This is a genomic window from Nocardiopsis sp. NPDC006938 (assembly GCF_042869555.1).
Taxonomy (GTDB): domain Bacteria; phylum Actinomycetota; class Actinomycetes; order Streptosporangiales; family Streptosporangiaceae; genus Nocardiopsis.
Window position 1 is genome coordinate 63,663 of sequence record NZ_JBIAGA010000014.1, and the last position, 22,036, is coordinate 85,698.

The following is a 22,036-nucleotide window of genomic DNA, read 5'->3' on the forward strand; positions in this document are numbered from 1 at the left end:
CCGAATCACCGGTACCAGCCACACACCGGTTTCGCGAGAGGGCACATGAGCACACACCACACGGGGCGCCGCCGGGTCGCGGTCATCGGCGGCGGGGTCTCCGGACTGACCGCCGCCCACGTCCTGGCCCGCCACGACGACGTCACGCTGTTCGAGGCCGACGACCGCCCCGGCGGGCACGCGCACACCCACCGGATCGCCGCGCCCCACGGCACCGAACTGGGCGTGGACAGCGGCTTCATCGTGCACAACCGGCGCACCTACCCCCACCTGCTGCGGCTCTTCGACGAACTCGGCGTGACCACCCGGCCCACCGAGATGAGCCTGTCGGTGAGCTGCGGGGGGTGCGGCCTGGAGTACGCGGGCGCGCGCGGGCCGCGCGCCCTGTGGCCGTCCGGGTCCCGGCGCCGCGTCGCCCACGTCCGGATGCTGCTCGACATCCCTCGGTTCCACGGGGCCGCCCGCCGCCTGCTCTCCGTCGCGCGCAGGGCCGACCCCGAGGGCACGGCGGTCGGCCCCACCCTGGGGGAGTTCGCCGAGCGCCACCGGTTCGGACCGTACTTCACCGGGCACTTCCTCCTGCCCCTGGTCTCGGCGGTCTGGTCCTGTCCGGCCGGGACCGCCCTCGACTACCCGGCCCGCCACCTGTTCACCTTCCTCGACCACCACGGCATGCTCGGAATCTGGGGCTCACCGCGCTGGCGCACCGTGGAGGGCGGCTCCCACACCTACGTGGAGCGCGTGCTCAAGGGCCTGCACACCGTCCGCCTCGGCACTCCGGTGCGCGGCCTGGCCCGCGACGGCGACAGAGTGCGGCTGCGCACCGACACCGAGGAGCTGCTGTTCGACGCCGCCGTGGTCGCCACGCACGCCGACCAGGCCCTGGCACTGCTCGACGCCCCCACGGACGACGAGCGGGAGGTGCTGGGCGCCTTCACCTACGCCCGCAACCGCGTCCTGCTGCACACGGACACCTCGGTCCTGCCCTCGGACCCGGCCACCTGGGCCTCCTGGAACCACCGGCTGGCCACGTGCGAGCCGGGCCGCGCTCCGGTACGCGTCAGCTACCACATGAACCGCCTCCAGGGGCTGCCCGGCGACACCGACTACGTGGTCACGCTCAACGACGACGACGGCGTCGACCCCGACCGGACCGTCGCCGCCATGGACTACGCCCACCCCGTGTTCACCCCCGAGTCGGTCGCCGCGCAACGACGCCTGCGCACCCTCGACACCCCACTCGTGGCCTTCGCCGGAGCCCACCACGGCTGGGGCTTCCACGAGGACGGGTGCCGGGCCGGGGTCGAGGCCGCCGCGGCCCTGGGGAGGCGGTGGTGACCCCCGCTCTCTACGAGGCGGAGGTACGGCACACCCGTGCCGCACCCCTGCGGTACGCGTTCGCGCACCGCACCCACTACTGGCTGGTCGACCTGGACGACCCGCCCCGCCTCCCGTGGCCGTTGCGCGCGCTGGCCGGGTTCCACCCCGCCGACCACGGGGACGGCCGCTCCGCCACCCTGAGGTCCGACATCGTCGCCCACCTGCGCGCGCACGGGGTCGACCTGGAGGGCGGGCGGGTGCTCATGCTGGCGCACGCGCGCGTGTTCGGCCACGTGTTCAACCCGCTGACCGTCTACTGGTGCCACGACCCCGACGGCGCGCTCCGCGTGGTGGTCGCCGAGGTCCACAACACCTACGGCGACCGGCACCGGTACCTCCTCCATCCGGACGAGCACGGGCGGACCACCGTGCCCAAGGCCCTGTACGTGTCCCCCTTCAACGCGGTGGACGGAGAGTACCGGCTGGCTCTGCCCGTCCCCGGGGAGCGGCTCGCGCTCACCGTCGCGCTCCACCGCGAGGGCCAACCGCCCTTCACCGCGTCGGTACGCGGGCGCCGCCGACCCGCCACACCCGGCCAGCTCCTGCGCCTGTCCCTGCGCCACCCGCTGGCACCGCTGGTCAACGCCGTGCGCATCCGCCTTCACGGCGTGCGGCTGTTCCTGCGCGGCCTCCCGGTGCGGCCCCGTCCCGCCCCGGGCGCCCGCACCGCCCCCGCACCGTGCCCGGAACCGGTCCCGCACGGTCCCGGACACCCACGACGACGAGGAAAGCGACCATGACCACGACCCACCCCCGCCCGACCGGCCCCGCCGACCCGCACCGTTGGCCCGACGTCGCCCGGGTCCCGTCCGGCGCCCTGCGCACCGCCGTGGCCCGTCTGCTCGCCGACCGCGCGCTCCCCGCGGCCGGGGTCCACCGGCACGAGGGCCCCCAGCCGCCGCCCGCGGCCCTCACCCGGGACGGCGCTCCGGTGCTGTGGCTGCGCGACCCGGACGCCTTCCACGCGCGCCTGGCCCACGACGGCCTGATCGGGTTCGGCGAGTCGTACATGGCGGGGGAATGGGACTCCCCTGACCCCGTCACCGTGCTCACCCGACTCGCCGAGCGCTACGAGGACCTCGTCCCCCGGCCGCTCCAGCCCCTGCGCCACCTCACCCTGCCGCGTCGACCGGCCTCGGACCGCAACACCCGCGACGGCGCCCGCCGCCACATCAGCCACCACTACGACCTCTCCAACGAGCTCTTCGCGCTCTTCCTCGACCGCACCATGACCTACTCGTCGGCGCTGTTCACCGACGACGACCCGCGCGACTCCGAAGGCCTGGCCCGGGCACAGGAACGCAAGACCGACCGACTGCTGGACGCGGCGGGGGTCACCGACGGCACCAGCCTGCTGGAGATCGGCACCGGCTGGGGGGAGCTGGCCGTGCGCGCCGCGCGCAGGGGCGCCCGCGTCACCTCCCTCACCCTGTCCACCGAACAGCGCGACCACGCACGCGCGCGCGTGGCCGCGCTGGGACTGTCCGACCGGGTGTCCGTCGAACTGTGCGACTACCGGGACGCCACCGGCAGCCACGACGCCGTGGTCAGCTGCGAGATGGTCGAGGCGGTCGGCGCCCGCTACTGGCCCGCCTACTTCCGGGCCCTGGACCGGCTGGTCCGGCCGGGCGGGCGCGTCGCCCTCCAGACCATCACCATGGAGCACCGGCTCATGCGGGCCTCCCGGGGCTCCTACACGTGGATGCACAAGTACGTGTTCCCCGGCGGGCTGATCCCCTCGGTCACCGCCATCCGCGAGCGGATCGCGGACGGGACCGGCCTGCGGATCACCGACCGCCTCGCCTTCGGCCACGACTACGCCGACACCCTCAGGGTGTGGCGGGAGAACTTCACCGGGGCGGCCGAAGAAGTCCGCGCCCTCGGGTTCGACGACACCTTCCGCCGTATGTGGTCCTTCTACCTGGCCTACTGCGAGGCGGGCTTTCGCTCGGGGATCATCGACGTCGAGCAGATCACCATGGAGCGTGCCCGATGACCGCCACCGCGCCGCTGCTCAACCTCGCCGTCACCGCCGCCGTGGTCGGCGCGGTCATGCTCACCGCGTTCGCCTTCGGCGTGCGGCTGGGCCGCCACAGCGTGGTCGACGTCGCCTGGGGGCTCGGCTTCGTGGGCGCCGCCCTGTCCACGGCGGTGCTGGCCACCGCCTCGGGCGCGGGCGACCCCGCTCGGACCTGGCTGCTGGCCGCCCTGACCACCGTGTGGGGCGTGCGCCTGGCCGCGCACATCGGGCTGCGCGCCCGTGGGAAGGGGGAGGACCCCCGCTACGAGCGGTTCCTCGCCCGGGCGCCCGGGAACCCGCACCTGTACGCCCTGCGCGTGGTCTACCTGCTCCAGGGTTCCCTGGTGGTGCTGATCTCGCTCCCCCTCCAGGTCGCGGCGTACACCGCGGGTCCGCTGGGATGGCTGGCCCTGCTGGGGGTGCTCGTCTGGCTGGCCGGATTCCTCTTCGAGTCCGTGGGAGACGCCCAGCTGGCCCGGTTCAGAGCCGATCCCGCTCACCGGGGCCGGATCATGGACCGGGGGCTGTGGGCCTGGACCCGGCACCCGAACTACTTCGGGGACGCTCTCGTGTGGTGGGGTCTGTTCCTGGTCGCGTCCGGGTCCTGGTGGGTGCTGATCACCCTGCCCGCGCCCCTGGTGATGACCTACCTGCTCACCCGCGGCTCGGGACAGCGCCTGCTGGACGAACACATGAAGGGCCGCCCCGGCTGGGCGGAGTACGCGCGACGCACCAGCGCCTTCCTGCCCCGGCCCCCGAGGCGGGCCGACGGGTGACGGAAAGGAGCCCCCGGCCGACAGGTGTGGAGTGGCCCGGCCGGGGGCGGTTCGTGCGGCGGGAGCGCTCAGGCGCCCGCGCCGGTGTCCGTGTCGTCGCCGATCCGCACGACCACGGCCTTGGGCTCGGTGAAGAACTCCCGGCTGTAGGTGCCGCCCTCACGACCCAGTCCGGAACGCCCGACCCCGCCGAAGGGCGCGCGCAGGTCGCGGACGAAGAAGCAGTTGACCCACACCGTGCCCACCCCCAGCGAGGCGGCCACACGGTGGGCCCGGGACAGGTCCTCGGTGAACAGCATCGCGTTCAGGCCGTAGGGGCTGTCGTTGACCTCCGCCACCACCTCGTCCTCGGTGTCGAACGGGGTGACCGTCACCAGCGGGCCGAAGATCTCCTCCGTACGGTGGGGGGCGTCCTTCGGCAGGCCCGTGACGACCGTGGGCCGGACGAACAGCCCCGAACCGGCCCCGCCGGTCTCCACGGAGCCGCCCCACGCGGTGACGGTGTCCAGGTACCCGGTCACCTTGTCGTGGTGGGCTTCGGAGGAGAGCGGACCCAGCAGGGTGCCCGGGTCCTTGGGGTCGCCCGGCACCAGCCGTTCGGCCGCCGCGCACAGGCGCCGGGTGAACTCCCCGACCACCGACCGGTGCGCGTACAGGCGCGACCCCGCCAGGCACACCTGTCCGGCGTTGGTGAAGGCGGCGCGCACCGACCACTCGACGGCCTGGTCGAGGTCGGCGTCGGCGAACACCACGTTGGCGCCCTTGCCGCCCAGTTCCAGGCTGACCGGGGTGAGGTGGGTGGCGGCCGCCCGCGCGACGGCCACCCCGGTGGAGCTCTCGCCGGTGAAGGTGATCCGGTCGACCCCCGGGTGGGCGGTCAGCGCCGCGCCCGCCGAGTCGGGGCCGTAGCCGTGCACCACGTTGAGCACCCCGGGCGGCATCCCGGCCTCCAGCGCCAGCCGGGCCAGGATCGTCACCGAGACGGGGGAGTCCTCCGCGGGCTTCAACACGACCGTGTTCCCCCAGGCCAGCGCGGGCGCGATCTTCCAGCTCGCCAGCATGAGGGGGAAGTTCCACGGCGCGATCGCCACCACGACCCCGGCCGGTTCGTAGCGTGTGTAGGCGTGGTGGCCGGTGTCGGAGGGGTAGACCTCGGCGGGGGTGAGACAGGCGTGGTCGGCGAAGAAGCGCAGATTCTCGGCGGTGCGCGGAACGTCCTTGGTGAGGCTCTGGGTCACCGGTTTGCCCATGTCACGGGTGTCTGCCAGGGCCAGGAGCTCGCGGTTCTTCAGGACCAGATCGGCCAGGCGGTGCAGGATCGTCCGCCGCTCGGCGGCGCCCATGCGGGGCCAGGGGCCGGTGTCGAACGCGCGTCGGGCGGCGGCCACGGCCAGGTCGGCCTCGGCGGCCCCGCCCAGGGGCAGGCGTGCCCAGGCCGTGCCGGTGTAGGGGTCGACACTGTCGAAGTGCGCGCCGTCCCCGGCGGTGACCTCCTCACCGCCGATGACATGACCGAACACCTCGACGTCCGGATGTTGCCCGGCCATGTCAGTTCCCCTTCGACGTGTGTCTGTCGACGGCGTCGCCCGCGTCGGTGCCGGGCGTTTCCAGGCCGCGCCGCTCGGCCAGGGTGGTGCCCCCGGCCGACCACAGGGCGGGCGGCACCTCGCGGACGATGACGCGGACGCTGCTGGCGGGGGTGTCCAGGCTCGTCTCGACCGCCTCGTGCACCGCCTTCATGAGCGCGCGCAGCCGGGCGGGGTCCCGGCCCTCGGTGAGGGTCACTTCGATCAACGGCAAGGGAACTCTCCTGTGCGGGGGTCGGGCCGGTGCAGGGCCGGGTCGGGGACGGCGCGGCCGCCGCCCCCGACCGGCCGGGTCAGTCCTGGAGGGTCAGCTCGGACATCTCGATCGGTTCGTGCAGGACACCGGTGGCCAGCAGCAGGTCGTTCCAGCGGGCCAGTTCGTCAACGTCCACCGCGCCCTCGGTCCACACCGGCAGCTCCATGGCCTCGGCCTGCTCCTCGGTGGTCTCGGAGTAGGTCTGCACGATCTCGGCGGCGATGGCCGGGTCCTCGGCGAGCATGCCGTTGGCGCGCTCGATCGCCCGCGCGAAGCCCTCGACGGTGGTCGGGTTGGCGGCCACGAACTCGTCCGCCATGCCGATGCCCGAGACCGGGATGGCCTCCGCGACGCCGGTGTAGGAGGAGAACACCTTGCGGGCCCCGTCCTTCTCGGCGCCGCTGCGGAACGGCTCGACCAGCCAGACCGCGTCCACCGCGTCCGACTCCAGGGCGGGCAGCATGTCCGGGAAGGGGTACTCCACGAACTCGATCCCGGCGGTCTCCACCCCCTGCTCCTCCAGCGCGGCGGAGATGCTCACGTCACCGATGTTGTTGAGGGTGTTGACCGCGATGGTCGTGCCGGCGAGGTCGGCGGGTCCCTCGATGGACGAGTCGTCGTTGACGTAGATGCCCGCGGTCTCCTCGGTGCCGCGCACGCCCTCGGCGACGATGGTGACGCCGATGTACTGGCTCTCGGCGAGGAAGAAGGACGGATAGCTCGCGAAGGCCGCCTGGAGGTCGTCGGAGACCATCGCCGGAACGGCCGCCGCTCCGCCCTGGACGGGCTGGGCGGAGACGTTCAGGCCCTCCTCGTCGAAGAAGCCCTCCTCGATGGCGATGAAGACGGAGGCGTGGTCGATGATCGGCGTGATGCCCACGATCAGGGTCGTGACCTCGTCGGTGGGGCCGTCGTCGGACTCGGCGGAGGAGCCGGAGCAGGCGGTGGCGGCGAGCGCGAGGGCGGCGCCCGCGCAGGCGAAGGTCCAGCGCCCGCTCTTCGGGGTGTTCTCGGTCATAATCATCATGATGGATAAGCGCCTAGGGGGTTGGCAGGGCACGGCCGGGGGCCGCGCTCCCGGCGGGTTGCTCGGTCAGTGGTTGCTGGGCTGGTGGTGGAGGGGTTCCGGCACCCGCTCGGAGGGGCGCCGGATCAGGCGTGCGACCTCGCCGCGCAGGGCGACGAACTCCCGTAGTTCCTTGGTCTCGATCTGGTCCCTCGGCTGGGGGAGCGGCACGTCGATGGTGGTCACGACCGTCGTGGGCGGGCCCGAGAGCACGACCACGCGGTCCGCGAGATAGACGCTCTCGTCGATGTCGTGGGTGACGAAGACGATGGTCATGTCGTAGCGTTCCCGCACCTTCAGGACCAGGTCCTCCAGGTCCTCGCGGGTCTGCGCGTCGATGGAGGCGAACGGTTCGTCCATCAGCAGGACCCCCGGCTGGTAGGCCAGGGCCCGGGCGATGGCCACCCGCTGCTGCATGCCGCCGGAGAGCTGGCTGGGGTACCTGCCGGTGTGGCCCTCCAGCCCGACGGCGGCCAGCGACTCGCGCACCCGCCGTTGGGCCTCCGCGCGCCCCAGACCCAGGTGGCGCAGGGGGAAGCGGACGTTGCCCGCCACCGTCTGCCACGGGTACAGGGAGCGGGCGTAGTCCTGGAAGACCATCGCCAGCCCCTCGGGGACCCCCTTCACGGGCCGTCCCTGGAAGGAGACCTCGCCTCCGGTGGGACGCTGGAGCCCGGAGAGGATGCGCAGCAGGGTGGTCTTGCCGCAACCGGAGGGCCCCACCACGGAGACCAGCTCGCCCTCGGCGACCGAGAAGCTGATGTCCGCGAGCGCGGTGTGCGCCGTGGCACCGCTCCCGTAGGTGTGCGTCAGACCGCTGACGTCGAGCATGGGTGTGGTCCTCAAGGTCGGGGCCTCACGGGCCCACGGGTTCGGAACTGGGGCGGTTGGCGATCCGGTGCCAGGCCAGCAACCGGTGCTCCACCGCGGTCAGTGCGAGGTTGAGCAGGTAGCCGAGGACCCCCAGGAGAGCGATCCCGGCCCACATGTCGAGGATCTGGAAACCGCGTTGGGCCTGCACGATGTGGTAGCCGATCCCCCCGGTCGCGGCGACCATCTCGGAGATGACCATCAGGATCAGGCCGAGCGCGAGGGCCGTACGCACCCCCGCGAGGATCTTCTGCGAGGCGCCCGGGAGGACGATGCGCGTCAGCCTGGTGTGGAACGGAACCCCGAACACCCTCGCCGTCGCGTGCTTGAGGGGGTCGATGGAGCGCACCCCCTCGATGGTGTTGATCAGGATCGGCCAGGACGCTCCGAAGCCGATCAACAGGACCCGCATCAGGTCGTCCCGACCGAACAGGACGAGGAACAGCGGGATGAGCGCGGGCGGCGGCAGGGCGCGGGCGAACTGGATGACCGGGTCGACGTAGTCGCCGACCCGCCGGTTCAGGGCGATCGCCACCCCGAGCGCGACCGCCGTGACGGTGGCCAGGGCCAACCCGGTGAGCATGCGCCCCAGGCTCGGCAGGACGTCGTCGCGCATGCCGTCGCTCAGCCAGGCCTCGGGGGCGGGCAGCCACAGTTCGCCCGCGCGCGCCAGGAACTCGGTGGGCGGTGGGAAGAACGGCGAACGCGCGTTGAGCGCCGCCAGTTCCCAGACCAGCAGCAGCCCGGCCAGGACCGCCCACCGCAGGAGGAACGACCCCAGGGCGCGTCCGGTACGACCGGCGCGGGCCGGTGACCGGTGTCCCCGGCCCCGGTCCACCGGGGCGGGCCGCACCACACCGGGCCCACGTGTATCCGAGGGGGGTTCGGTGGTCGGGAACGTCTTCACGTCTGTGCCTCCATCAGGCGCTTCCAACGGAAGAGCCGGTGCTCACCGGCGCGCAGGAGACCGTTCACGGCCACACCCAGCAGACCGGCCACGATCGTCCCCGCGTAGACCATGTCGGTGTTGGCGCCGCCCGAACTCATGCGCAAGATCCAACTGCCCAGCCCCTCGGCGGCGCCCGCGAGCAGTTCGGCGCTGACGGTGACGATCAGCGCGATCGCCGCCGAGATGCGTACCCCGGCGGCGACGAAGGGGGCGGTGGACGGAAGGACCACCCGGGCCAGGACCGCCAGGCGAGGAACGCCGAACACCCGCGCCGACTCCCGGGCCAGGGGCTCCACGGCGCGCACCCCGTACAGGGTGTTGAAGAGGATCGGCCACAGGGCCGCGTAGGTCACCAGGGCGACCTTCATCTCGGCGCCCTGGCCGAACACGAGGATGGCGACCGGGATGAGGGCCACGGAGGGGATCGGGCGGAGGAACTCCACCACCACCGAGGAGGCGCGCTCGACCCAGCGCAGTGAGCCCAGGAGCAGGCCCAGTCCGACACCGGCGAGCGTGGCCAGTCCGAGCCCGGTGAGGGCGGCGGTCAGCGTCGCGGCGACCTCGGCGAGGAAGACGGGGTCGACGACCAGCGCCGCGGTGTTGGCCAGCACCACCGAGACGGGGGGCAGCGCCGAGGAGTCCACGCCCCAGCGGGCCAGGGCCTCGGCGATGCAGAGGGCGGCGACCACGCCGACCAGCCCGCGGCGTAGGGTACCCAGGGTCGACGTGCGCGCACTGTGGACCCTGCGGTCACGGTACGTGATGGTGCTCTGAGGGGTCACGTCGGAACGCTCCAGGGGGATGACGGAATGCAATCACTCTATTGATTATGGTTAATATGTCAACGTGTGCCCCCCGAACTCCACGAAGCCCGCCTCGTCGGCCCTCCCGTCCGGTTCAGCCCCGCGGGGCGGGGGCGCTGCTGCGCGGTGGAGTGTGCGCCTCTGCCGCACGTCTGGCCAGTCGCGCGTCCCCCGAGGCGATCGCGTCCACCAGGTCGCGGTGGAGCTGGAGGTTGGCCTCGAAACCCGCCGCGAAGCCGGGGTCCGGCGCGATCTCGCGCACCGACTCGCGGGCGGTGTCCAGCAGCGACACGTAGAGGGTGCACAGCAGCCGGTTGGGCGAGATGCGCGCGATCGCCTCGTGCAGTTCCCAGTTGCGGGCCAGGTAGCCCGCCGGGTCGTCCCTGAGGTCGGCCATGAGCGCCACGATCTCCCGCAGACGCCCGATCTGCTCCTCCCCGGCCTCCCGGGCCGCGTGCTCGGCGATGGTCACCTCCAGCGCCTCGCGGACCTCCAGGCTGTTGGCGACCGACAGCGCGTCGTCACCCAGCCCGAGGATGAGGTGGCTCAGCCGGATGTGCGCGCTGGGGGAGCTCACGAAGATCCCCCCGCGCGGTCCCGGGCGCGCCTCGACCAGGCCCCGCGTCTCCAGGAGCCGGACCACCTCGTTGAACGTCCCCACCGAGACCTCGAAGCGCTGGCGCAGCTCCTCCTTGGTGCCGAGGCGGTCACCCGGTTCGACCTGCTTGTTCATGATGATCTCACTGATGTGGCGCACCACGCCCTCAGCCTTGGACATGCGCTCGGGAAGAGGGCCGCCAACGGTGGGCCAGTCGCTGAAACGATTCGCCATAATGATCATAACTATAGGACCTTCCCGCGAATCACCCTGGTGAGCGGCCTGCGACCAGGTCCGACGCGTACCGCGCGCGCCCCGCGGCACGCGCGCGGCCCGTGCCGCGGCCCCCCTTCCCCGCACGCCGCCGCCCCCACTCCCACCCCCACCCCCGCAGGAGATCCCGTGGACCCCACGACGACCGACGCGCTGATCACGGCCGGGTCCGCCCTGTCCCGGCACGGTCTGGTCGACGCCTTCGGACACGTGTCGACCCGCACCCCCGACGACGGCTGGGCCATGACCCGTGGCGTCCCCCTCGACTCACTGGGCCCCGAGGACGTTCGCCCCTTCGACCCCGGTGCCGACACCCTCGGCCCCGACCTGCCCAAGGAGGGGTGGATTCACCGCGCCGTCGTCCGCGCCCGCCCCGACGCGGGCGCCGTCTGCCGCGCCCAGCCGCCCACCGCCACCGCGCTGGCCTCGGCCGGCGTCCCCATCGTGCCCCTGCACGGACAGGGGGCCTTCCTGGGGCCCGAGGTACCCGTGCACGAGGACCCCCGCCTGGTCCGCGACCCCGGCCACGCCGAACGCCTCGCCCACGACCTGGGCGGGGCCCCGGCGGTCCTCATGCGCGGCAACGGCGCCGTCACGGTCGGGGCCACCGTCGCCGAGGCGGTCGCCCTCATGTGGGTGCTCGAACGCTCCGCCGTCATGAACGCCACCGCCTCTGCCGCCGGAACCCCCCGCCCCCTCGACGAGGACGAACAGCGGGCCTGGCGCGAGGCGGCCCCGGAACTCTGCCGCCGCATCTGGCTGCACCTCGCCAACGAGGAAACCCCCCGAAGGAGACTCACGCGACCATGATCGAACTCAAGGACATCGCTTACGTGCGCTCCGGCGCGGCCGACCTGCGCGCCGCCGTCGACTTCGCCACCGACGTCGTCGGCATGGAACTGGTCCAGGAACAGGACGGTGTCGCCTACCTGCGCGTGGACCACCGACACCACTGCCTGGCCTTCGTCGAGGGCGAGTCCGGGGTGATCAGCTCCGGCTTCACCGTCGCCGACCTCGACGCGCTCGCCGCCGCCGAGACCGAGCTGGAGGCGGCCGGACTGCCCGTCCGCCGCGGCAGCAAGGAGGGCGCCCGCTCCAGGAAGGTCCACGACTACCTGACCTTCGAGGACCCCTTCGGCAACCGCATCGACCTCGTCGTCGGCCAGACGCACCTGACCACCCCGGTCGCCTTCTCACGGCCCGCCGGGATCACCGAGTTCGGGCACATCTGCTTCGACGCCCCCGACATCTACGAGGCCGGGCGGTTCTGGACCACCCGGTTCAACGCGAAGGTCTCGGACTGGGTGAGCGACGTCGCCTGCCTGATGCGCATCGACCCCGTGCACCACAAGCTCGCGGTCTTCCACGGCGAGCGGCCGGGGCTCTGCCACATCAACTTCCAGGTCGAGTCGATCGACGACGTCATGCGCTCCTGGAACTTCCTCAAGAGCAAGGGCGTGGAGATCGAGCAGGGGCCGGGCCGCCACCCGCAGTCCACCGCGATCTTCCTCTACTTCAAGGGGCCCGAGGGTCTCACCTACGAGTACTCCTTCGGTGTGCGCCGCATCCCCGAGGACCAGGACTGGCAGCCCCGCTGGTTCGACCTCAACGAGCCCGGCGCGATCGACATGTGGCTGGGCGAGAACAAGCGCGTGAGCACCCAGCCCCAGGTGTCGACGGACAGCGTGCCGCTGTCCGAGTGAACCCGGCGCCCGGGCGGGGGCCTCGGCCCCCGCCCGCGCCCGCGGGCTCAGACGGACGGGATCTGCCCGCCGTCGACCCGGATGATGGAACCGTTGACGTAGGCGGCCTGCCGGCTGGCCAGGAACGCGGCCACCGCGCCGTACTCCTCGGGGTCGCCGTAACGGCCGGCGGGGACGCTGGCCCGGCCCTTGGCCCGGGTCTCCTCGAACGACAGCCCCTCCCGCTCGGCGCGGGCACGGTCCAGGGACTCCACACGCGGGGTGGCGATCCGGCCGGGAACGATGACGTTGGCGGTCACCCCGTCGGCGGCCACCTCGTTCGCGACCGTCTTGGACCAGGAGTGCAACGAGGCGCGCAGGGTGTTCGACACCCCCAGGTTCGCGATGGGCGTGATGGGACCGCCCGAGGTGCTGGTGATGATCCGGCCCCAGCCGCGCTCGCGCATCCCGCCGACCACGGCGTCGGTCAGCTCGATCACCGGGAGCACCATCGCCCCGTACATGGCCTCCCACAGGGCCGGGTCCTGCCCGAGCGCGGGGGTGGGCGGCGGACCACCGGTGTTGTTGACCAGGATGTCCACCGGCCCGAGCGTGTCGGCCACCCGCGCGGCGACCTCGCCCGCGCGCCCGTGCTCGGCCAGGTCCCAGGCGATCCCGGCGGCGTCCGCGCCGTGCGCGCGGCAGGCCTCGACCGTGGAGGCCAGACGTCCCTCGTCACGTCCGGTCACGGCCACCCGGACGCCCTCGGCCGCCAGGGCGACGGCCATCGCCCGGCCCAGCCCGGAGCTGGCCGCGGTCACGAGCGCGACCTTGCCAGCGATTCCCAGATCCATGGTTCTCCTCAGGTTCCTACGACTGCTGACGGCATCCTGGCAGGCCGGAGGAGATCACGGAGCACCCGGGGCCTGGTCAGCGGGGATCGGTCGGCCCGCCCGGCCCCGCCAGGCTCGGCGAACGGACCCCTCCTCGCCCTGGCCCGCCATGGTCGGCCCACTCCCCGAAGGACGCCCACCCATGACTGATCCGCAGGTCATCGAGGTCCCCGACGCCCTGGTCTCCTCCCACACCAAGAACGGTGACGACGCCGGACGGGCCTGGATCGCGGGCCTGCCCGCACAGGTGACGGACCCGCTCGACCACTGGGACCTGCACTACGACAACGTGCTCGCCGCCGAACGGGAACCGTGGCTGGTCATCGATCCCGAACCTTTCGTCGGCGACCCGGGGTTCGACCTGTGGCCCGCGCTCGACACCGGCTGGGAGGGCGTCCGCGCCGACGCCGTACCCCGGTTGGTGCGACGCCGCTTCGACCTCCTGACCGAGGCGCTGGGGCTGGACCGCGAGCGCGCGGTCGGATGGACCCTGGCCCGGCTGCTCCAGAACACGCTGTGGGACGTCGAGGACGGACGAACCACGATCGACCCCTCCCAGACCACCGTGGCCGAGGCACTGAGCCGCCGGTGATCACGCCTCGTTGGGCACCACGACCGCGCGGCCGTTGACCTCGCCCGCCTCCAGCCTCCGGTACGCCTCCAGGGCCTCGTCCATGGAGAACCGCTCGACGTCCGGTCGGATCTGCCCCGCCCGGTACATGTCCACCACGTCCCACAGCTCCCCGACCGAACCCCAGTAGGTGTTGGTCACGTATGACTCGTACGGGTTGGTGAAGAACGAGAACTCGTGGGTGCCGCCCGCGATACCGACCACGCTCACCCGGCCGCCCTGGGCCACACAGGCGGTCGCCGTCGCCACGGTCGGGCCCGCGCCCACGAAGTCGAACACCGCGTCCACGCCCCGGCCCCCGGTCAGCTCCCTGATCCTCTCCACCTGGCCCTCTCCGGCCTCGACCGTGATCGCCCCGTTGATCTCCGCCCGCAGGCGCGCCTCCTCCTTGACGTCCGTGGCGATCACCGTCGCGCCGCTCAACGCGCGCAGGATCTGCACACCGATCTGGCCCAGGCCGCCCAGCCCGATCACCAGAGCGGACCGGCCGCCCCCGGCCAGGTGCGGCAGGGCCGCCCGGATCGCGTGATAGGGGGTCAGCCCGGCGTCGGCCAGCGGAGCGGCGGCGACCGGATCGGCGTCCCCCAACGGGATGAGGTGCCGCTCGGGCACCGTCATGTACTCGGCCATCCCGCCGTCGCGGCCCAGACCCACCGCCAGGTAGGGCATGGTCGCCGCGTTCTCGCAGTAGGTCTCCAGACCCGACGCGCACCTGCGGCAGTGCTGGCAGCCGATCGGCCCGTACACGAGGTAGGCCGCACCGAGCTCCACCCGGTCGCTCACCCCGACACCGACAGACTCCACCCAGCCCGCGCTCTCGTGACCCAGCACGAACGGCGGCTTCTGCGCCCCCGGCTGGCCCTCCTCGAACAGGCGGTACACGCTGATGTCGGAGTGGCAGGCGCCCGAGCCCGCCACCCGCAGGAGGACCTCACCCGGACCGGGCCGAGGCGTGGGAACCTCCGTGAGCGAGGGAAACTCCCCGTAGTTCTCGAACACCACTGCGCGCATGTGCCGTCTCCCCCCGCGTGAGTTCCGGCACCCCACGGGGTCACCGGGACCGGACACGCCGCGTGCCCGGCCGTCCACGCGAAGCTAACACCGGTCCGATCCGCCCGTCACCCAAGGGGCGTGCACGGAACCGTCCTGATTGTTTGACCCCGTTCCGCCGGTCCGGGCGACGAGTTTCGGGAACGACCGAGGTCAGTACGGGTGAACACACCGCATCCCTGAGGGAGGACACCATGTTCGACAGCACCCGCGCCTTCGGCTCCTTCGCCGTCCCCGACAGCGGACGGGCCCGCGCCTTCTACCAGGACACCCTCGGCCTCACTGTCAGGGACGTCCCCGGTATGGAGGAGGAGGGCCTGTGGGAGATCGACCTCGGCAACGACCGGGCCGTCCTCGTCTACCCCAAGCCCGACCACCGGCCCGCCGTGTTCACCGTGTTCAACCTGACCGTCGACGACATCGACGCCGCCGTCGACGCGCTCGCGGAACGGGGGGTCACCATGCTCAGGTACGACGGCTTCGACCACGACGAGAAGGGGATCGTCAGGGGCGGCAGGCCGCTGGTCGCCTGGTTCACCGACCCTGCGGGCAACGTCATCGGCCTCGTCCAGGAGTGAGCCCGGGCCCACCCGAGGGGGAGGACACCCTCGGGTGGCATCGCCCGGATGTCCCCCGCGTCGGGTGCGGCCACGGGAGCGGTCCCTACCCGGCCACGGCGTAGCGGTCGATCTCGGCGATCTCGTCGTCGGAGAACCCCAGCCCGCCGACGGCGGCCACGTTCCCCTCCAGTTGCGCCACACTGCTGGCGCCCACCACGGCGGAGGTCACCCGCTCGCCGCGCAGGACCCAGGCCAGTGCCATCTGGGCCAGGGTCTGGCCGCGCCGCCCGGCGATCGCGTTCAGCGCCCGGACCCGTTCCACCACCGTGTCGGTGATCCCGTCCCGGCTCAGGAAGGGGCTGTCCCCAGCCGCCCGGGACCCCTCCGGCACACCGTTCAGGTACCGGTCCGTGAGGAGCCCCTGGGCCAGCGGCGAGTACGCGACCGATCCCGCGCCGACCTCGTCCAGGACGTCCAGCAGACCGTCCTCCACCCACCGGTCGAACATCGAGTACGAGGGCTGGTGGACGAGCAGCGGGGTGCCCATCTCCCGCAGCAGGTGGGCGGCCTCCAGGGTCTGCTCAGGGGAGTAGTTGGAGATCCCCGCGTACAGCGCCTTGCCCTGGCGCACCGCCGTGTCCAGCGCGCCCATGGTCTCCTCCAGGGGCGTGTCCGGATCGGGCCGGTGCGAGTAGAACACGTCCACGTACTCCAGGCCCATCCGCTCCAGGCTCTGGTCGAGGCTGGCCAGCAGCCCCTTGCGCGAACCCCACTCGCCGTACGGGCCCGGCCACATCAGGTGCCCGGCCTTGGTGGAGACGACGAACTCGTGCCGGTACCGCCGAAGGTCGGAGGCGACCACCCGCCCGAAGTTCTCCTCGGCCGCGCCGGGCGGCGGACCGTAGTTGTTGGCCAGGTCGAAGTGGACGACACCGAGGTCGAAGGCGCGCAACAGGATCTCGCGCTGGGTCTGGAGCCCACGGCCCCCGCCGAAGTTGTGCCACAGCCCCAGGGAGAGGGCGGGCAGGCGCAGACCGCTGCGGCCGCAGCGCCGGTAGGGCATGGTGTCGTAGCGCGTGGGTGCGGCGACGTAGGTCATGGCGGGTCCCTCATGGCTGGTGGGAAGGGGTCACTGCGCCACATTCTGGCACGTCGGGCCCGGCCGTGACGGCTGTCCACAGGCCCGCATCCGCGGCGGTCGAGTCCGGCGGCGACCGCGCGACGAGGCGCCCCCCACGTGGACCCGGGTCCGGCGCGCCCCCGCCGGAGACCGGAAGAATTCTCCCCCCGCCGATGAGTTCCCCGCGCCTTGGTGGTCCGTACAGGTGAACGAATTGGCTCGTTCGACCACCCATCCGAGGAACGGACCCGATGAACACGACACCCTCCCCGCCCCCGAACACGCGCCCCCGCGCCACCAGACGCGAGTGGCTCGGGCTGGGGGTGCTGGCCCTGCCCACCCTGCTGCTGTCGCTGGACATGAGCGTGCTCTACCTGGCGCTCCCGCACATGGCCGCGGACCTGCGGCCCACGGGGGCGCAGACCCTGTGGATCATGGACGTCTACGGGTTCATGCTCGCCGGGTTCCTCATCACCATGGGCACCCTCGGCGACCGGATCGGCAGACGGCGGCTCCTCATGATCGGCGCCGCGGCCTTCGGGCTGGCCTCGGTCGCCGCGGCCTACTCCACCAGCGCCGAGATGCTCATCGCCACCCGGACCCTCATGGGACTTGCGGGGGCCACCCTCATGCCCTCCACCCTGGCCCTGATCAGCAACATGTTCCGCGACCCCACCCAGAGGGCGGTGGCGATCTCCCTGTGGACCAGCTGCTTCATGGGCGGAACCGCGATCGGCCCCCTGGTGGGCGGGCTCTTCCTCCAGTGGTTCTGGTGGGGAGCGGTGTTCCTGCTCGGTGTGCCGGTGATGCTCCTGCTCCTGGTCTGCGCGCCGCTGCTCCTTCCCGAGTACCGGGACCCGGACGCGGGCCGCCTCGACCTGTTCAGCGTCGCCCTGTCCCTGGCCGCCATCCTGCCGGTCGTCTACGGGCTGAAGACCGCCGCCGAGGGCGGTTCCGGCACCGCCTCCCTGGCCGCCATCGCGATCGGCGCCGCCATGGGTACGTGGTTCGTGCGCAGGCAGCTGCGCCTGCGCCACCCGCTCCTGGACCTGACCCTGTTCCGGTCGCGCCCCTTCAGCGCCGCGCTCGGCGTCATGCTGGTCGGCGCCGTGGCCATGGGAGGCATGAACTTCCTCCTCGTCCAGTACCTCCAGCTGGTCGCGGGCAACTCACCGCTGGCGGCCGGAGCCTGGATGCTGCCGCCGATCCTGGTGATGATCGCCGCCACCCTGTGCTGCGCGTCCCTCGCCCGGAAGGTCGGCCGGGCCACGGTGATCGGCGGAGGCATGTTCGTCACCGGCGCGGGCTTCCTCGTCCTGGTGTTCGTCTCCGCCGACAGCGGCACGGTCCCGGTGGTCCTCGGCCTGCTCCTCGCCTCCGTCGGCCTGGGCCCGGGGTCCGCCCTGATCACCGACATCGTGGTGGGTTCCGCGCCCCCCGAGAAGGCCGGGTCGGCGGCGGCCATGTCCGAGACCAGCGGTGAGTTCGGCATCGCGGCGGGGGTCGCCCTCCTGGGAAGCCTCGCGGCGGTCGTGTACCGGACCCGGGTGGAGGTCCCCGGGGAGGTGTCGGTCGGTGCCGCGGCCGAGACCGCCGGCCAGACCCTGCCCGGCGCCGCCAGCGTGGCCGACGACCTGCCCCCGGCGGTGGCGGCGGAGCTGTTGACCTCCGCACAGGAGGCGTTCACCATGGGAATCAACGTCATCGCGGTGGGCGGTGTGATCGTGATGGTGGTGTTCGGTTCCCTGGCCCTGTGGCTGCTGCGCGGCGCCGACACCGCCCAGCCCACCGAGGCACAGGGGGAACCGGAACCCGCAGCCCGGGAGATGGGGGACCCCGGCGCGGCGGATCTCACGCCGGTCGGCGCGGCCCCGCCCGCGCAGACGGGCGCGACCGGGTTCGCCCGGACCGACGAGTCCGTGTCCCCCTCCGAGCCGGTACGGCCGCAGGCAGGCTCGGACGACACCACAGGGAGAACCCGATGAAGCGCCCCAACCTGGACAGCATGCTCCTCGCGAGCACCGACCCGGACCGGTTGCGCGACTGGTACGCCGCCGTGCTCGACCCCTCGGCCAACGATCGGATGGACGGCTACCGGGTGCTGCGCTTTGGCACCTTCCACCTGCTGATCGACCAGCGCGACGACGTCGGTTCCGAAGCCGCCGACCCCACCCGGATGATCCTCAACTTCGACGTCGGGGACGCCCGCGCCGTCGCGGCTCTCATGGACGAGCGGGGCACCGAGTGGGTGGCGCCGCTGGAGGACCGCGACGGGAGCCTGTTCGCGACCGCGAAGGACCCGGACGGCAACTACGTCCAGATCATCCAGATGAGCGAGGAGCACCTGGCCGCCATGGAACGCGGCGACCTGGGCGGGTGACCCCGCACCCGGGGGCGGCGGGGAGGAACCCGCCGTCCCCGGCGGCACTGACGGGGGCAGCCGGGGGCCGCGTTCTGTCGTAGGGGAGGCGTAGCGTGGCGACCGTGGTGCAACACGCGATCGGTACGACCGACCAGGACTTCGAGCGGCTCGTGGCCCCCTATCGCAGGGAGATCTACGCGCACTGCTATCGCATGCTGGGCTCGGCGCACGACGCCGAGGACCTCGTCCAGGAGACCTACCTGCGGGCCTGGAAGGGCTACGACCGCTTCGAGGGGCGTGCCAGCCTGCGCACCTGGCTGCACCGGATCGCCACCACGGCCTGTCTCACGGCCCTGGACAGACGGGGCCGCCGACCCCTGCCCACCGGGCTGGGCGGCCCGACCGCGCGTCCCGAGGGCCCGCTCGCCGAGCGCACGGATCTTCCGTGGCTCGAACCGATGCCGGACGTCCTCGGCGGTACCGACCACGCCGCGGACCCCGGAACGGTGGTGACCGCCCGGGAGAGCGTGCGGCTCGCCCTGGTCGCCGCGCTCCAGTACCTCCAGCCCCGGCAGCGCGCCGTGCTCATCCTGCGCGACGTGCTCCGGTTCAGCGCGGCCGAGGTCGCCCAGGCCCTCGACACCTCCGTCCCGGCCGTGAACAGTCTCCTGCAACGCGCTCGCGCACAGCTGGGCCGCGTCGCCCCCGAGGAGGACACCGTCCCCGAGGTGCGGCCCGACCAGCGCGAGATCCTCGACCGCTACGTCGCCGCCTTCGAGACCTACGACATCGGCGCGCTCACCGAACTGTTCACCGCCGAGGCGGTCTTCGAGATGCCCCCGTTCACCACCTGGGTGCGCGGCCCGCGCGCCATCGGGCGGCTCATCGGGACCCACTGCCCGGCCCGCGCCGCGGGGGACCTCGCCCTGGTGCCGACCTCCGCCAACGGACAACTCGCCTTCGGCATGTACCGGCACGCGGGGGAGGGGACGTACCGGCCGTTCGGCCTCCATGTTCTCGACCTCGGCGCGGAGGGCGTCAACCACTGCGCGGTCTTCTTCGACACGGGGCTCTTCCGCCTGTTCGACCTCCCGCGGACCCTGCGCCGACCCTAATCCGCCCCCGGGGCCTCCGGCCCGGAGTCCTCGGGTTCCAGGCGCGTGGCCACCTCCTCCAGCCAGGCGGCATCCCAGGTCAGGCGCCCGGAGCGCAGGTCGTCCACGAGTCCCTCCACCCACCGCAGTTCGGTCTCGGCGAGGGCCCGCTGGTACTCGTCCTCCAGGGTGAACAGCCGGGGGAGCCCCATGGCGCCGGCGTGCCCGGCGTCGGCGTCGGCCTCACCGATCCGTTCCCGGAGCGCCTCGCACCGCAGTTCCAGGTATCCGGCCGCCGCCTCGGGCGCCAGATGGGCGAGCGAGGCCAGCGCCACGGGAAACTCGGGGAACTCCCGTGCGGGGGCGGTGAGCATCTCCCGGAGCCACGTGTCCAGGGTGCCGCGTCCCGGCTCGGTGAGCCGGTAGACGGTGCGTTCGGGGCGGCCCGCCGCGCGCTCGCGGTCGGCCACCTCGACCAGTTCCGCCCGGAGCAGCCGGTCCAGTGTCTGGTAGACGCTGTTGCGCTGCGCGATGTTGACGATGCGGTCCTTGCGCCGGTCCCTGATCATCCGTTGCATCCGGTAGGCGTGCATGGGCCGCTCCGCCAGCAGGAGGAGGATCTGTACCGCCAGGGGCGAGCGCCGTGGGGTCCGAGGTGCCACCCGATCTCCTTCGTGGTCTTCCGTCACCACGTCATTGTATGTATAGTCATTTTATAACTAACGGCATTGAGGGGGGAGCGGACATGACGAGGGCACTGGTCATCGGAGGAGGGATCTGCGGTCCGGTCACGGCGGTGGCGCTGCGCCGCGCCGGAATCGACGCCCGGGTCCACGAGGCGCACCCGGGCCCAGGTGCGGGGGTCGGCGCCTTCCTGACACTCGCCCCCAACGGCCTGGCCGCGCTACGCACCCTCGGCATGCTCGGCGCCGTGCGCGCGGCGGCCGGATGCGCCACCACCGGCATCGAGTTCGTCAACGGCGCTGGCCGCCGCCTGGGCCTGCTGCCCGACGGCTCCGCGAGCGGTCCCGAGGAGCTGCGCACGGTCACCGTCGAACGGGACGCGCTCCAGCGGGCCCTGACCGACGCGGCCCGGGAACAGGGCGTGCCCGTCGAGTACGGCAAACGGTTCGTCGGGTACACCGAGAACGCCACCGGGGTGGTCGCCGAGTTCTCCGACGGCACCACCGCCGAGGCCGACGTGCTGATCGGGGCGGACGGCATCCACTCCCCGGTACGCCGTCAGATGGACCCCGAGGCGCCCGGCCCCGAGTACACCGGGCTGCTCAACGTCGGAGGCAGGGTCGGCGCGGTGGCTGTGGCACCCACCCCCGAGGCGACCGCCCGGATGCTCTTCGGAGCCAGGGCCTTCTTCGGCTACCAGACCGCGCCCTCCGGTGACGTGTACTGGTTCGCCAACTTCGGTCACGAACAGCACGCCCGCGAACGGCTCGCCGCGCTCGACGACGCCACCTGGAAGAAGCGCGTCCTGGAGTTGTTCGCCGACGACCACCCGGACGTGACCGCCATCCTGGAGGCCGCCGCCCCGGCGCGCTTCCGGCCCCTGGGCGTGTACGACCTCGCGTCCCTGCCGCGCTGGAGCCGCGGGCGCGTCGCGCTCGCCGGGGACGCCGCGCACGCCGTGTCCAGCTCCAGCGGCCAGGGTGCCTCCCTGGCGGCGGAGGACGCCCTCGTCCTCGCCGCGTGCCTGCGCGACCTGCCCTCGCACGAGGAGGCCTTCGCCGCCTACGAGCGCCTGCGCCGGGACCGGGTGGAGCGCGTCGCCAAGGAGGGGCGCAGACGCGGCAACCGCAAGGCGGGCTCCTCGCACCCGGCGGCACTGTTCGCGCGGGACCTCACCCTCCGGGTGGTGTTCGCGCTGATCGCGAGGTTCGGCGGCCACTCCTGGATCAACGACCACCGCGTCGACTTCGACCAGCGGGTCACGCTCCCCTGAGACGGCCGCGAGAACTCGGCCACCACCCGTGTGTGACCAGGGCTTCGGTCTGATTTGTCATGATTCGCCCCGCCCTCTGGCACAAAGGGCTCCCGAACACGACTACCGTG

At 72.5% G+C, this 22,036-nt stretch carries 22 protein-coding genes and 1 pseudogene; 12 read left to right on the top strand and 11 right to left on the bottom strand.

All coding sequences use genetic code 11. The features are described 5' to 3' along the window. Positions 1 to 45 precede the first annotated feature (45 nt). From ACFYL4_RS20325 to ACFYL4_RS20340, 4 genes are read left to right on the top strand one after another with little or no spacing between them, the layout of a single operon-like run. A complete protein-coding gene (locus ACFYL4_RS20325) occupies positions 46 to 1,338 on the top strand; it encodes an NAD(P)/FAD-dependent oxidoreductase (protein WP_387519945.1) in 1,293 nt (430 codons plus the stop codon). Beyond that, the gene (locus tag ACFYL4_RS20330) at positions 1,332 to 2,120 is read left to right on the top strand and encodes a DUF1365 domain-containing protein (protein WP_387519947.1); all 789 of its coding nucleotides are present in this window, start codon (positions 1,332 to 1,334) and stop codon (positions 2,118 to 2,120) included. The genes ACFYL4_RS20325 and ACFYL4_RS20330 overlap by 7 nt, the downstream gene beginning before the upstream one ends. Beyond that, positions 2,117 to 3,376 carry a class I SAM-dependent methyltransferase gene (locus ACFYL4_RS20335; protein WP_387519949.1) on the top strand — a complete coding sequence of 420 codons (1,260 nt, stop codon included), beginning with the start codon at positions 2,117 to 2,119 and terminating at the stop codon, positions 3,374 to 3,376. The genes ACFYL4_RS20330 and ACFYL4_RS20335 overlap by 4 nt, the downstream gene beginning before the upstream one ends. Beyond that, on the top strand, positions 3,373 to 4,176 hold the full coding sequence (locus ACFYL4_RS20340; RefSeq protein ID WP_387519950.1) for a DUF1295 domain-containing protein: 804 nt from the start codon (positions 3,373 to 3,375) through the stop codon (positions 4,174 to 4,176). The genes ACFYL4_RS20335 and ACFYL4_RS20340 overlap by 4 nt, the downstream gene beginning before the upstream one ends. Positions 4,177 to 4,244: 68 nt before the next feature. Here the strand turns inward: ACFYL4_RS20340 and ACFYL4_RS20345 are convergent, their stop codons facing one another. From ACFYL4_RS20345 to ACFYL4_RS20375, 7 genes are all read right to left on the bottom strand, one after another. Further along, a complete protein-coding gene (locus ACFYL4_RS20345) occupies positions 4,245 to 5,723 on the bottom strand; it encodes an aldehyde dehydrogenase (protein WP_387519952.1) in 1,479 nt (492 codons plus the stop codon). A gap of 1 nt (position 5,724) precedes the next feature. Beyond that, entirely contained in the window at positions 5,725 to 5,976 is a 252-nt protein-coding gene (locus ACFYL4_RS20350; protein ID WP_387519954.1) for a 4-oxalocrotonate tautomerase family protein, read from the bottom strand. 79 nt (positions 5,977 to 6,055) lie between these two features. Further along, positions 6,056 to 7,036 carry an ABC transporter substrate-binding protein gene (locus ACFYL4_RS20355; RefSeq protein ID WP_387519956.1) on the bottom strand — a complete coding sequence of 327 codons (981 nt, stop codon included), beginning with the start codon at positions 7,034 to 7,036 and terminating at the stop codon, positions 6,056 to 6,058. A 75-nt stretch (positions 7,037 to 7,111) separates the two neighbouring features. Then, entirely contained in the window at positions 7,112 to 7,930 is an 819-nt protein-coding gene (locus ACFYL4_RS20360) for an ABC transporter ATP-binding protein (protein ID WP_357759748.1), read from the bottom strand. Positions 7,931 to 7,940: 10 nt separating this feature from the next. Continuing rightward, entirely contained in the window at positions 7,941 to 8,861 is a 921-nt protein-coding gene (locus ACFYL4_RS20365; protein WP_387519958.1) for an ABC transporter permease, read from the bottom strand. Then, entirely contained in the window at positions 8,858 to 9,685 is an 828-nt protein-coding gene (locus ACFYL4_RS20370) for an ABC transporter permease (RefSeq protein WP_387519960.1), read from the bottom strand. Before ACFYL4_RS20370 ends, ACFYL4_RS20365 begins: the two co-directional genes overlap by 4 nt. 115 nt (positions 9,686 to 9,800) lie before the next feature. Beyond that, positions 9,801 to 10,538, bottom strand: a complete 738-nt coding sequence (locus ACFYL4_RS20375; RefSeq protein WP_387519962.1) for a FadR/GntR family transcriptional regulator — start codon at positions 10,536 to 10,538, stop codon at positions 9,801 to 9,803. 168 nt (positions 10,539 to 10,706) lie between these two features. Here ACFYL4_RS20375 and ACFYL4_RS20380 point away from each other — a divergent pair, with 168 nt between their 5' ends. Continuing rightward, positions 10,707 to 11,387, top strand: a complete 681-nt coding sequence (locus ACFYL4_RS20380; RefSeq protein WP_387519964.1) for a class II aldolase/adducin family protein — start codon at positions 10,707 to 10,709, stop codon at positions 11,385 to 11,387. Beyond that, positions 11,384 to 12,280: a VOC family protein gene (locus ACFYL4_RS20385; protein WP_357759734.1), complete on the top strand. Its 897-nt coding sequence runs from the start codon at positions 11,384 to 11,386 to the stop codon at positions 12,278 to 12,280. The genes ACFYL4_RS20380 and ACFYL4_RS20385 overlap by 4 nt, the downstream gene beginning before the upstream one ends. A 47-nt stretch (positions 12,281 to 12,327) precedes the next feature. Here ACFYL4_RS20385 and ACFYL4_RS20390 read toward each other — a convergent pair whose 3' ends face one another. After that, complete coding sequence (locus ACFYL4_RS20390; RefSeq protein WP_357759730.1) at positions 12,328 to 13,113, bottom strand: SDR family oxidoreductase; 786 nt, start codon at positions 13,111 to 13,113, stop codon at positions 12,328 to 12,330. A 301-nt stretch (positions 13,114 to 13,414) separates the two neighbouring features. Between ACFYL4_RS20390 and ACFYL4_RS20395 the strand changes: the two are divergent. Next, positions 13,415 to 13,744: pseudogene (locus ACFYL4_RS20395) on the top strand (aminoglycoside phosphotransferase family protein); the annotation flags it as partial. Here ACFYL4_RS20395 and ACFYL4_RS20400 read toward each other — a convergent pair. Beyond that, positions 13,745 to 14,794 carry an NAD(P)-dependent alcohol dehydrogenase gene (locus tag ACFYL4_RS20400; protein WP_357759726.1) on the bottom strand — a complete coding sequence of 350 codons (1,050 nt, stop codon included), beginning with the start codon at positions 14,792 to 14,794 and terminating at the stop codon, positions 13,745 to 13,747. It lies immediately after the preceding pseudogene. Between the two features lie 233 nt (positions 14,795 to 15,027). Between ACFYL4_RS20400 and ACFYL4_RS20405 the strand changes: the two genes are divergently transcribed. Further along, on the top strand, positions 15,028 to 15,411 hold the full coding sequence (locus ACFYL4_RS20405) for a VOC family protein (RefSeq protein WP_357759723.1): 384 nt from the start codon (positions 15,028 to 15,030) through the stop codon (positions 15,409 to 15,411). A gap of 85 nt (positions 15,412 to 15,496) precedes the next feature. On the opposite strand, the gene mgrA is transcribed toward ACFYL4_RS20405, so the two are convergent. Further along, the gene (gene mgrA / locus ACFYL4_RS20410; RefSeq protein ID WP_357759720.1) at positions 15,497 to 16,492 is read right to left on the bottom strand and encodes an L-glyceraldehyde 3-phosphate reductase; all 996 of its coding nucleotides are present in this window, start codon (positions 16,490 to 16,492) and stop codon (positions 15,497 to 15,499) included. Between the two features lie 272 nt (positions 16,493 to 16,764). Here mgrA and ACFYL4_RS20415 point away from each other — a divergent pair, with 272 nt between their 5' ends. The 3 genes from ACFYL4_RS20415 to ACFYL4_RS20425 all read left to right on the top strand — a co-directional run bounded on the left by ACFYL4_RS20415 (position 16,765) and on the right by ACFYL4_RS20425 (position 19,990). Next, positions 16,765 to 18,498 carry an MFS transporter gene (locus ACFYL4_RS20415; RefSeq protein WP_387519967.1) on the top strand — a complete coding sequence of 578 codons (1,734 nt, stop codon included), beginning with the start codon at positions 16,765 to 16,767 and terminating at the stop codon, positions 18,496 to 18,498. Continuing rightward, positions 18,495 to 18,893: a VOC family protein gene (locus ACFYL4_RS20420; RefSeq protein WP_387519969.1), complete on the top strand. Its 399-nt coding sequence runs from the start codon at positions 18,495 to 18,497 to the stop codon at positions 18,891 to 18,893. Before ACFYL4_RS20415 ends, ACFYL4_RS20420 begins: the two co-directional genes overlap by 4 nt. Positions 18,894 to 18,988: 95 nt before the next feature. Next, a complete protein-coding gene (locus ACFYL4_RS20425; RefSeq protein WP_387519971.1) occupies positions 18,989 to 19,990 on the top strand; it encodes a sigma-70 family RNA polymerase sigma factor in 1,002 nt (333 codons plus the stop codon). On the opposite strand, the gene ACFYL4_RS20430 is transcribed toward ACFYL4_RS20425, so the two are convergent. After that, on the bottom strand, positions 19,987 to 20,631 hold the full coding sequence (locus tag ACFYL4_RS20430; RefSeq protein ID WP_387519973.1) for a PadR family transcriptional regulator: 645 nt from the start codon (positions 20,629 to 20,631) through the stop codon (positions 19,987 to 19,989). The two genes, ACFYL4_RS20425 and ACFYL4_RS20430, sit on opposite strands and share 4 nt — an antisense overlap. An 83-nt stretch (positions 20,632 to 20,714) precedes the next feature. On the opposite strand from ACFYL4_RS20430, the gene ACFYL4_RS20435 reads away from it, so the two are divergent. Then, positions 20,715 to 21,926, top strand: a complete 1,212-nt coding sequence (locus ACFYL4_RS20435) for an FAD-dependent monooxygenase (protein WP_387519975.1) — start codon at positions 20,715 to 20,717, stop codon at positions 21,924 to 21,926. Positions 21,927 to 22,036: the final 110 nt, after the last annotated feature.

What these genes read in the sequence shown, in the direction of transcription:
- ACFYL4_RS20335 (WP_387519949.1), top strand. Translation starts at nt 2,117, where the DNA reads ATGACCACGACCCACCCCCGCCCGACCGGCCCCGCCGACCCGCACCGT.
- ACFYL4_RS20420 (WP_387519969.1), top strand. Translation starts at nt 18,495, where the DNA reads ATGAAGCGCCCCAACCTGGACAGCATGCTCCTCGCGAGCACCGACCCG.
- ACFYL4_RS20325 (WP_387519945.1), top strand. Translation starts at nt 46, where the DNA reads ATGAGCACACACCACACGGGGCGCCGCCGGGTCGCGGTCATCGGCGGC.
- ACFYL4_RS20390 (WP_357759730.1), bottom strand. Translation starts at nt 13,113, where the DNA reads ATGGATCTGGGAATCGCTGGCAAGGTCGCGCTCGTGACCGCGGCCAGC.
- ACFYL4_RS20405 (WP_357759723.1), top strand. Translation starts at nt 15,028, where the DNA reads ATGTTCGACAGCACCCGCGCCTTCGGCTCCTTCGCCGTCCCCGACAGC.
- ACFYL4_RS20400 (WP_357759726.1), bottom strand. Translation starts at nt 14,794, where the DNA reads ATGCGCGCAGTGGTGTTCGAGAACTACGGGGAGTTTCCCTCGCTCACG.
- ACFYL4_RS20385 (WP_357759734.1), top strand. Translation starts at nt 11,384, where the DNA reads ATGATCGAACTCAAGGACATCGCTTACGTGCGCTCCGGCGCGGCCGAC.
- ACFYL4_RS20345 (WP_387519952.1), bottom strand. Translation starts at nt 5,723, where the DNA reads ATGGCCGGGCAACATCCGGACGTCGAGGTGTTCGGTCATGTCATCGGC.
- ACFYL4_RS20435 (WP_387519975.1), top strand. Translation starts at nt 20,715, where the DNA reads ATGACGAGGGCACTGGTCATCGGAGGAGGGATCTGCGGTCCGGTCACG.
- ACFYL4_RS20375 (WP_387519962.1), bottom strand. Translation starts at nt 10,538, where the DNA reads ATGGCGAATCGTTTCAGCGACTGGCCCACCGTTGGCGGCCCTCTTCCC.
- mgrA (WP_357759720.1), bottom strand. Translation starts at nt 16,492, where the DNA reads ATGACCTACGTCGCCGCACCCACGCGCTACGACACCATGCCCTACCGG.
- ACFYL4_RS20340 (WP_387519950.1), top strand. Translation starts at nt 3,373, where the DNA reads ATGACCGCCACCGCGCCGCTGCTCAACCTCGCCGTCACCGCCGCCGTG.
- ACFYL4_RS20355 (WP_387519956.1), bottom strand. Translation starts at nt 7,036, where the DNA reads ATGACCGAGAACACCCCGAAGAGCGGGCGCTGGACCTTCGCCTGCGCG.
- ACFYL4_RS20415 (WP_387519967.1), top strand. Translation starts at nt 16,765, where the DNA reads ATGAACACGACACCCTCCCCGCCCCCGAACACGCGCCCCCGCGCCACC.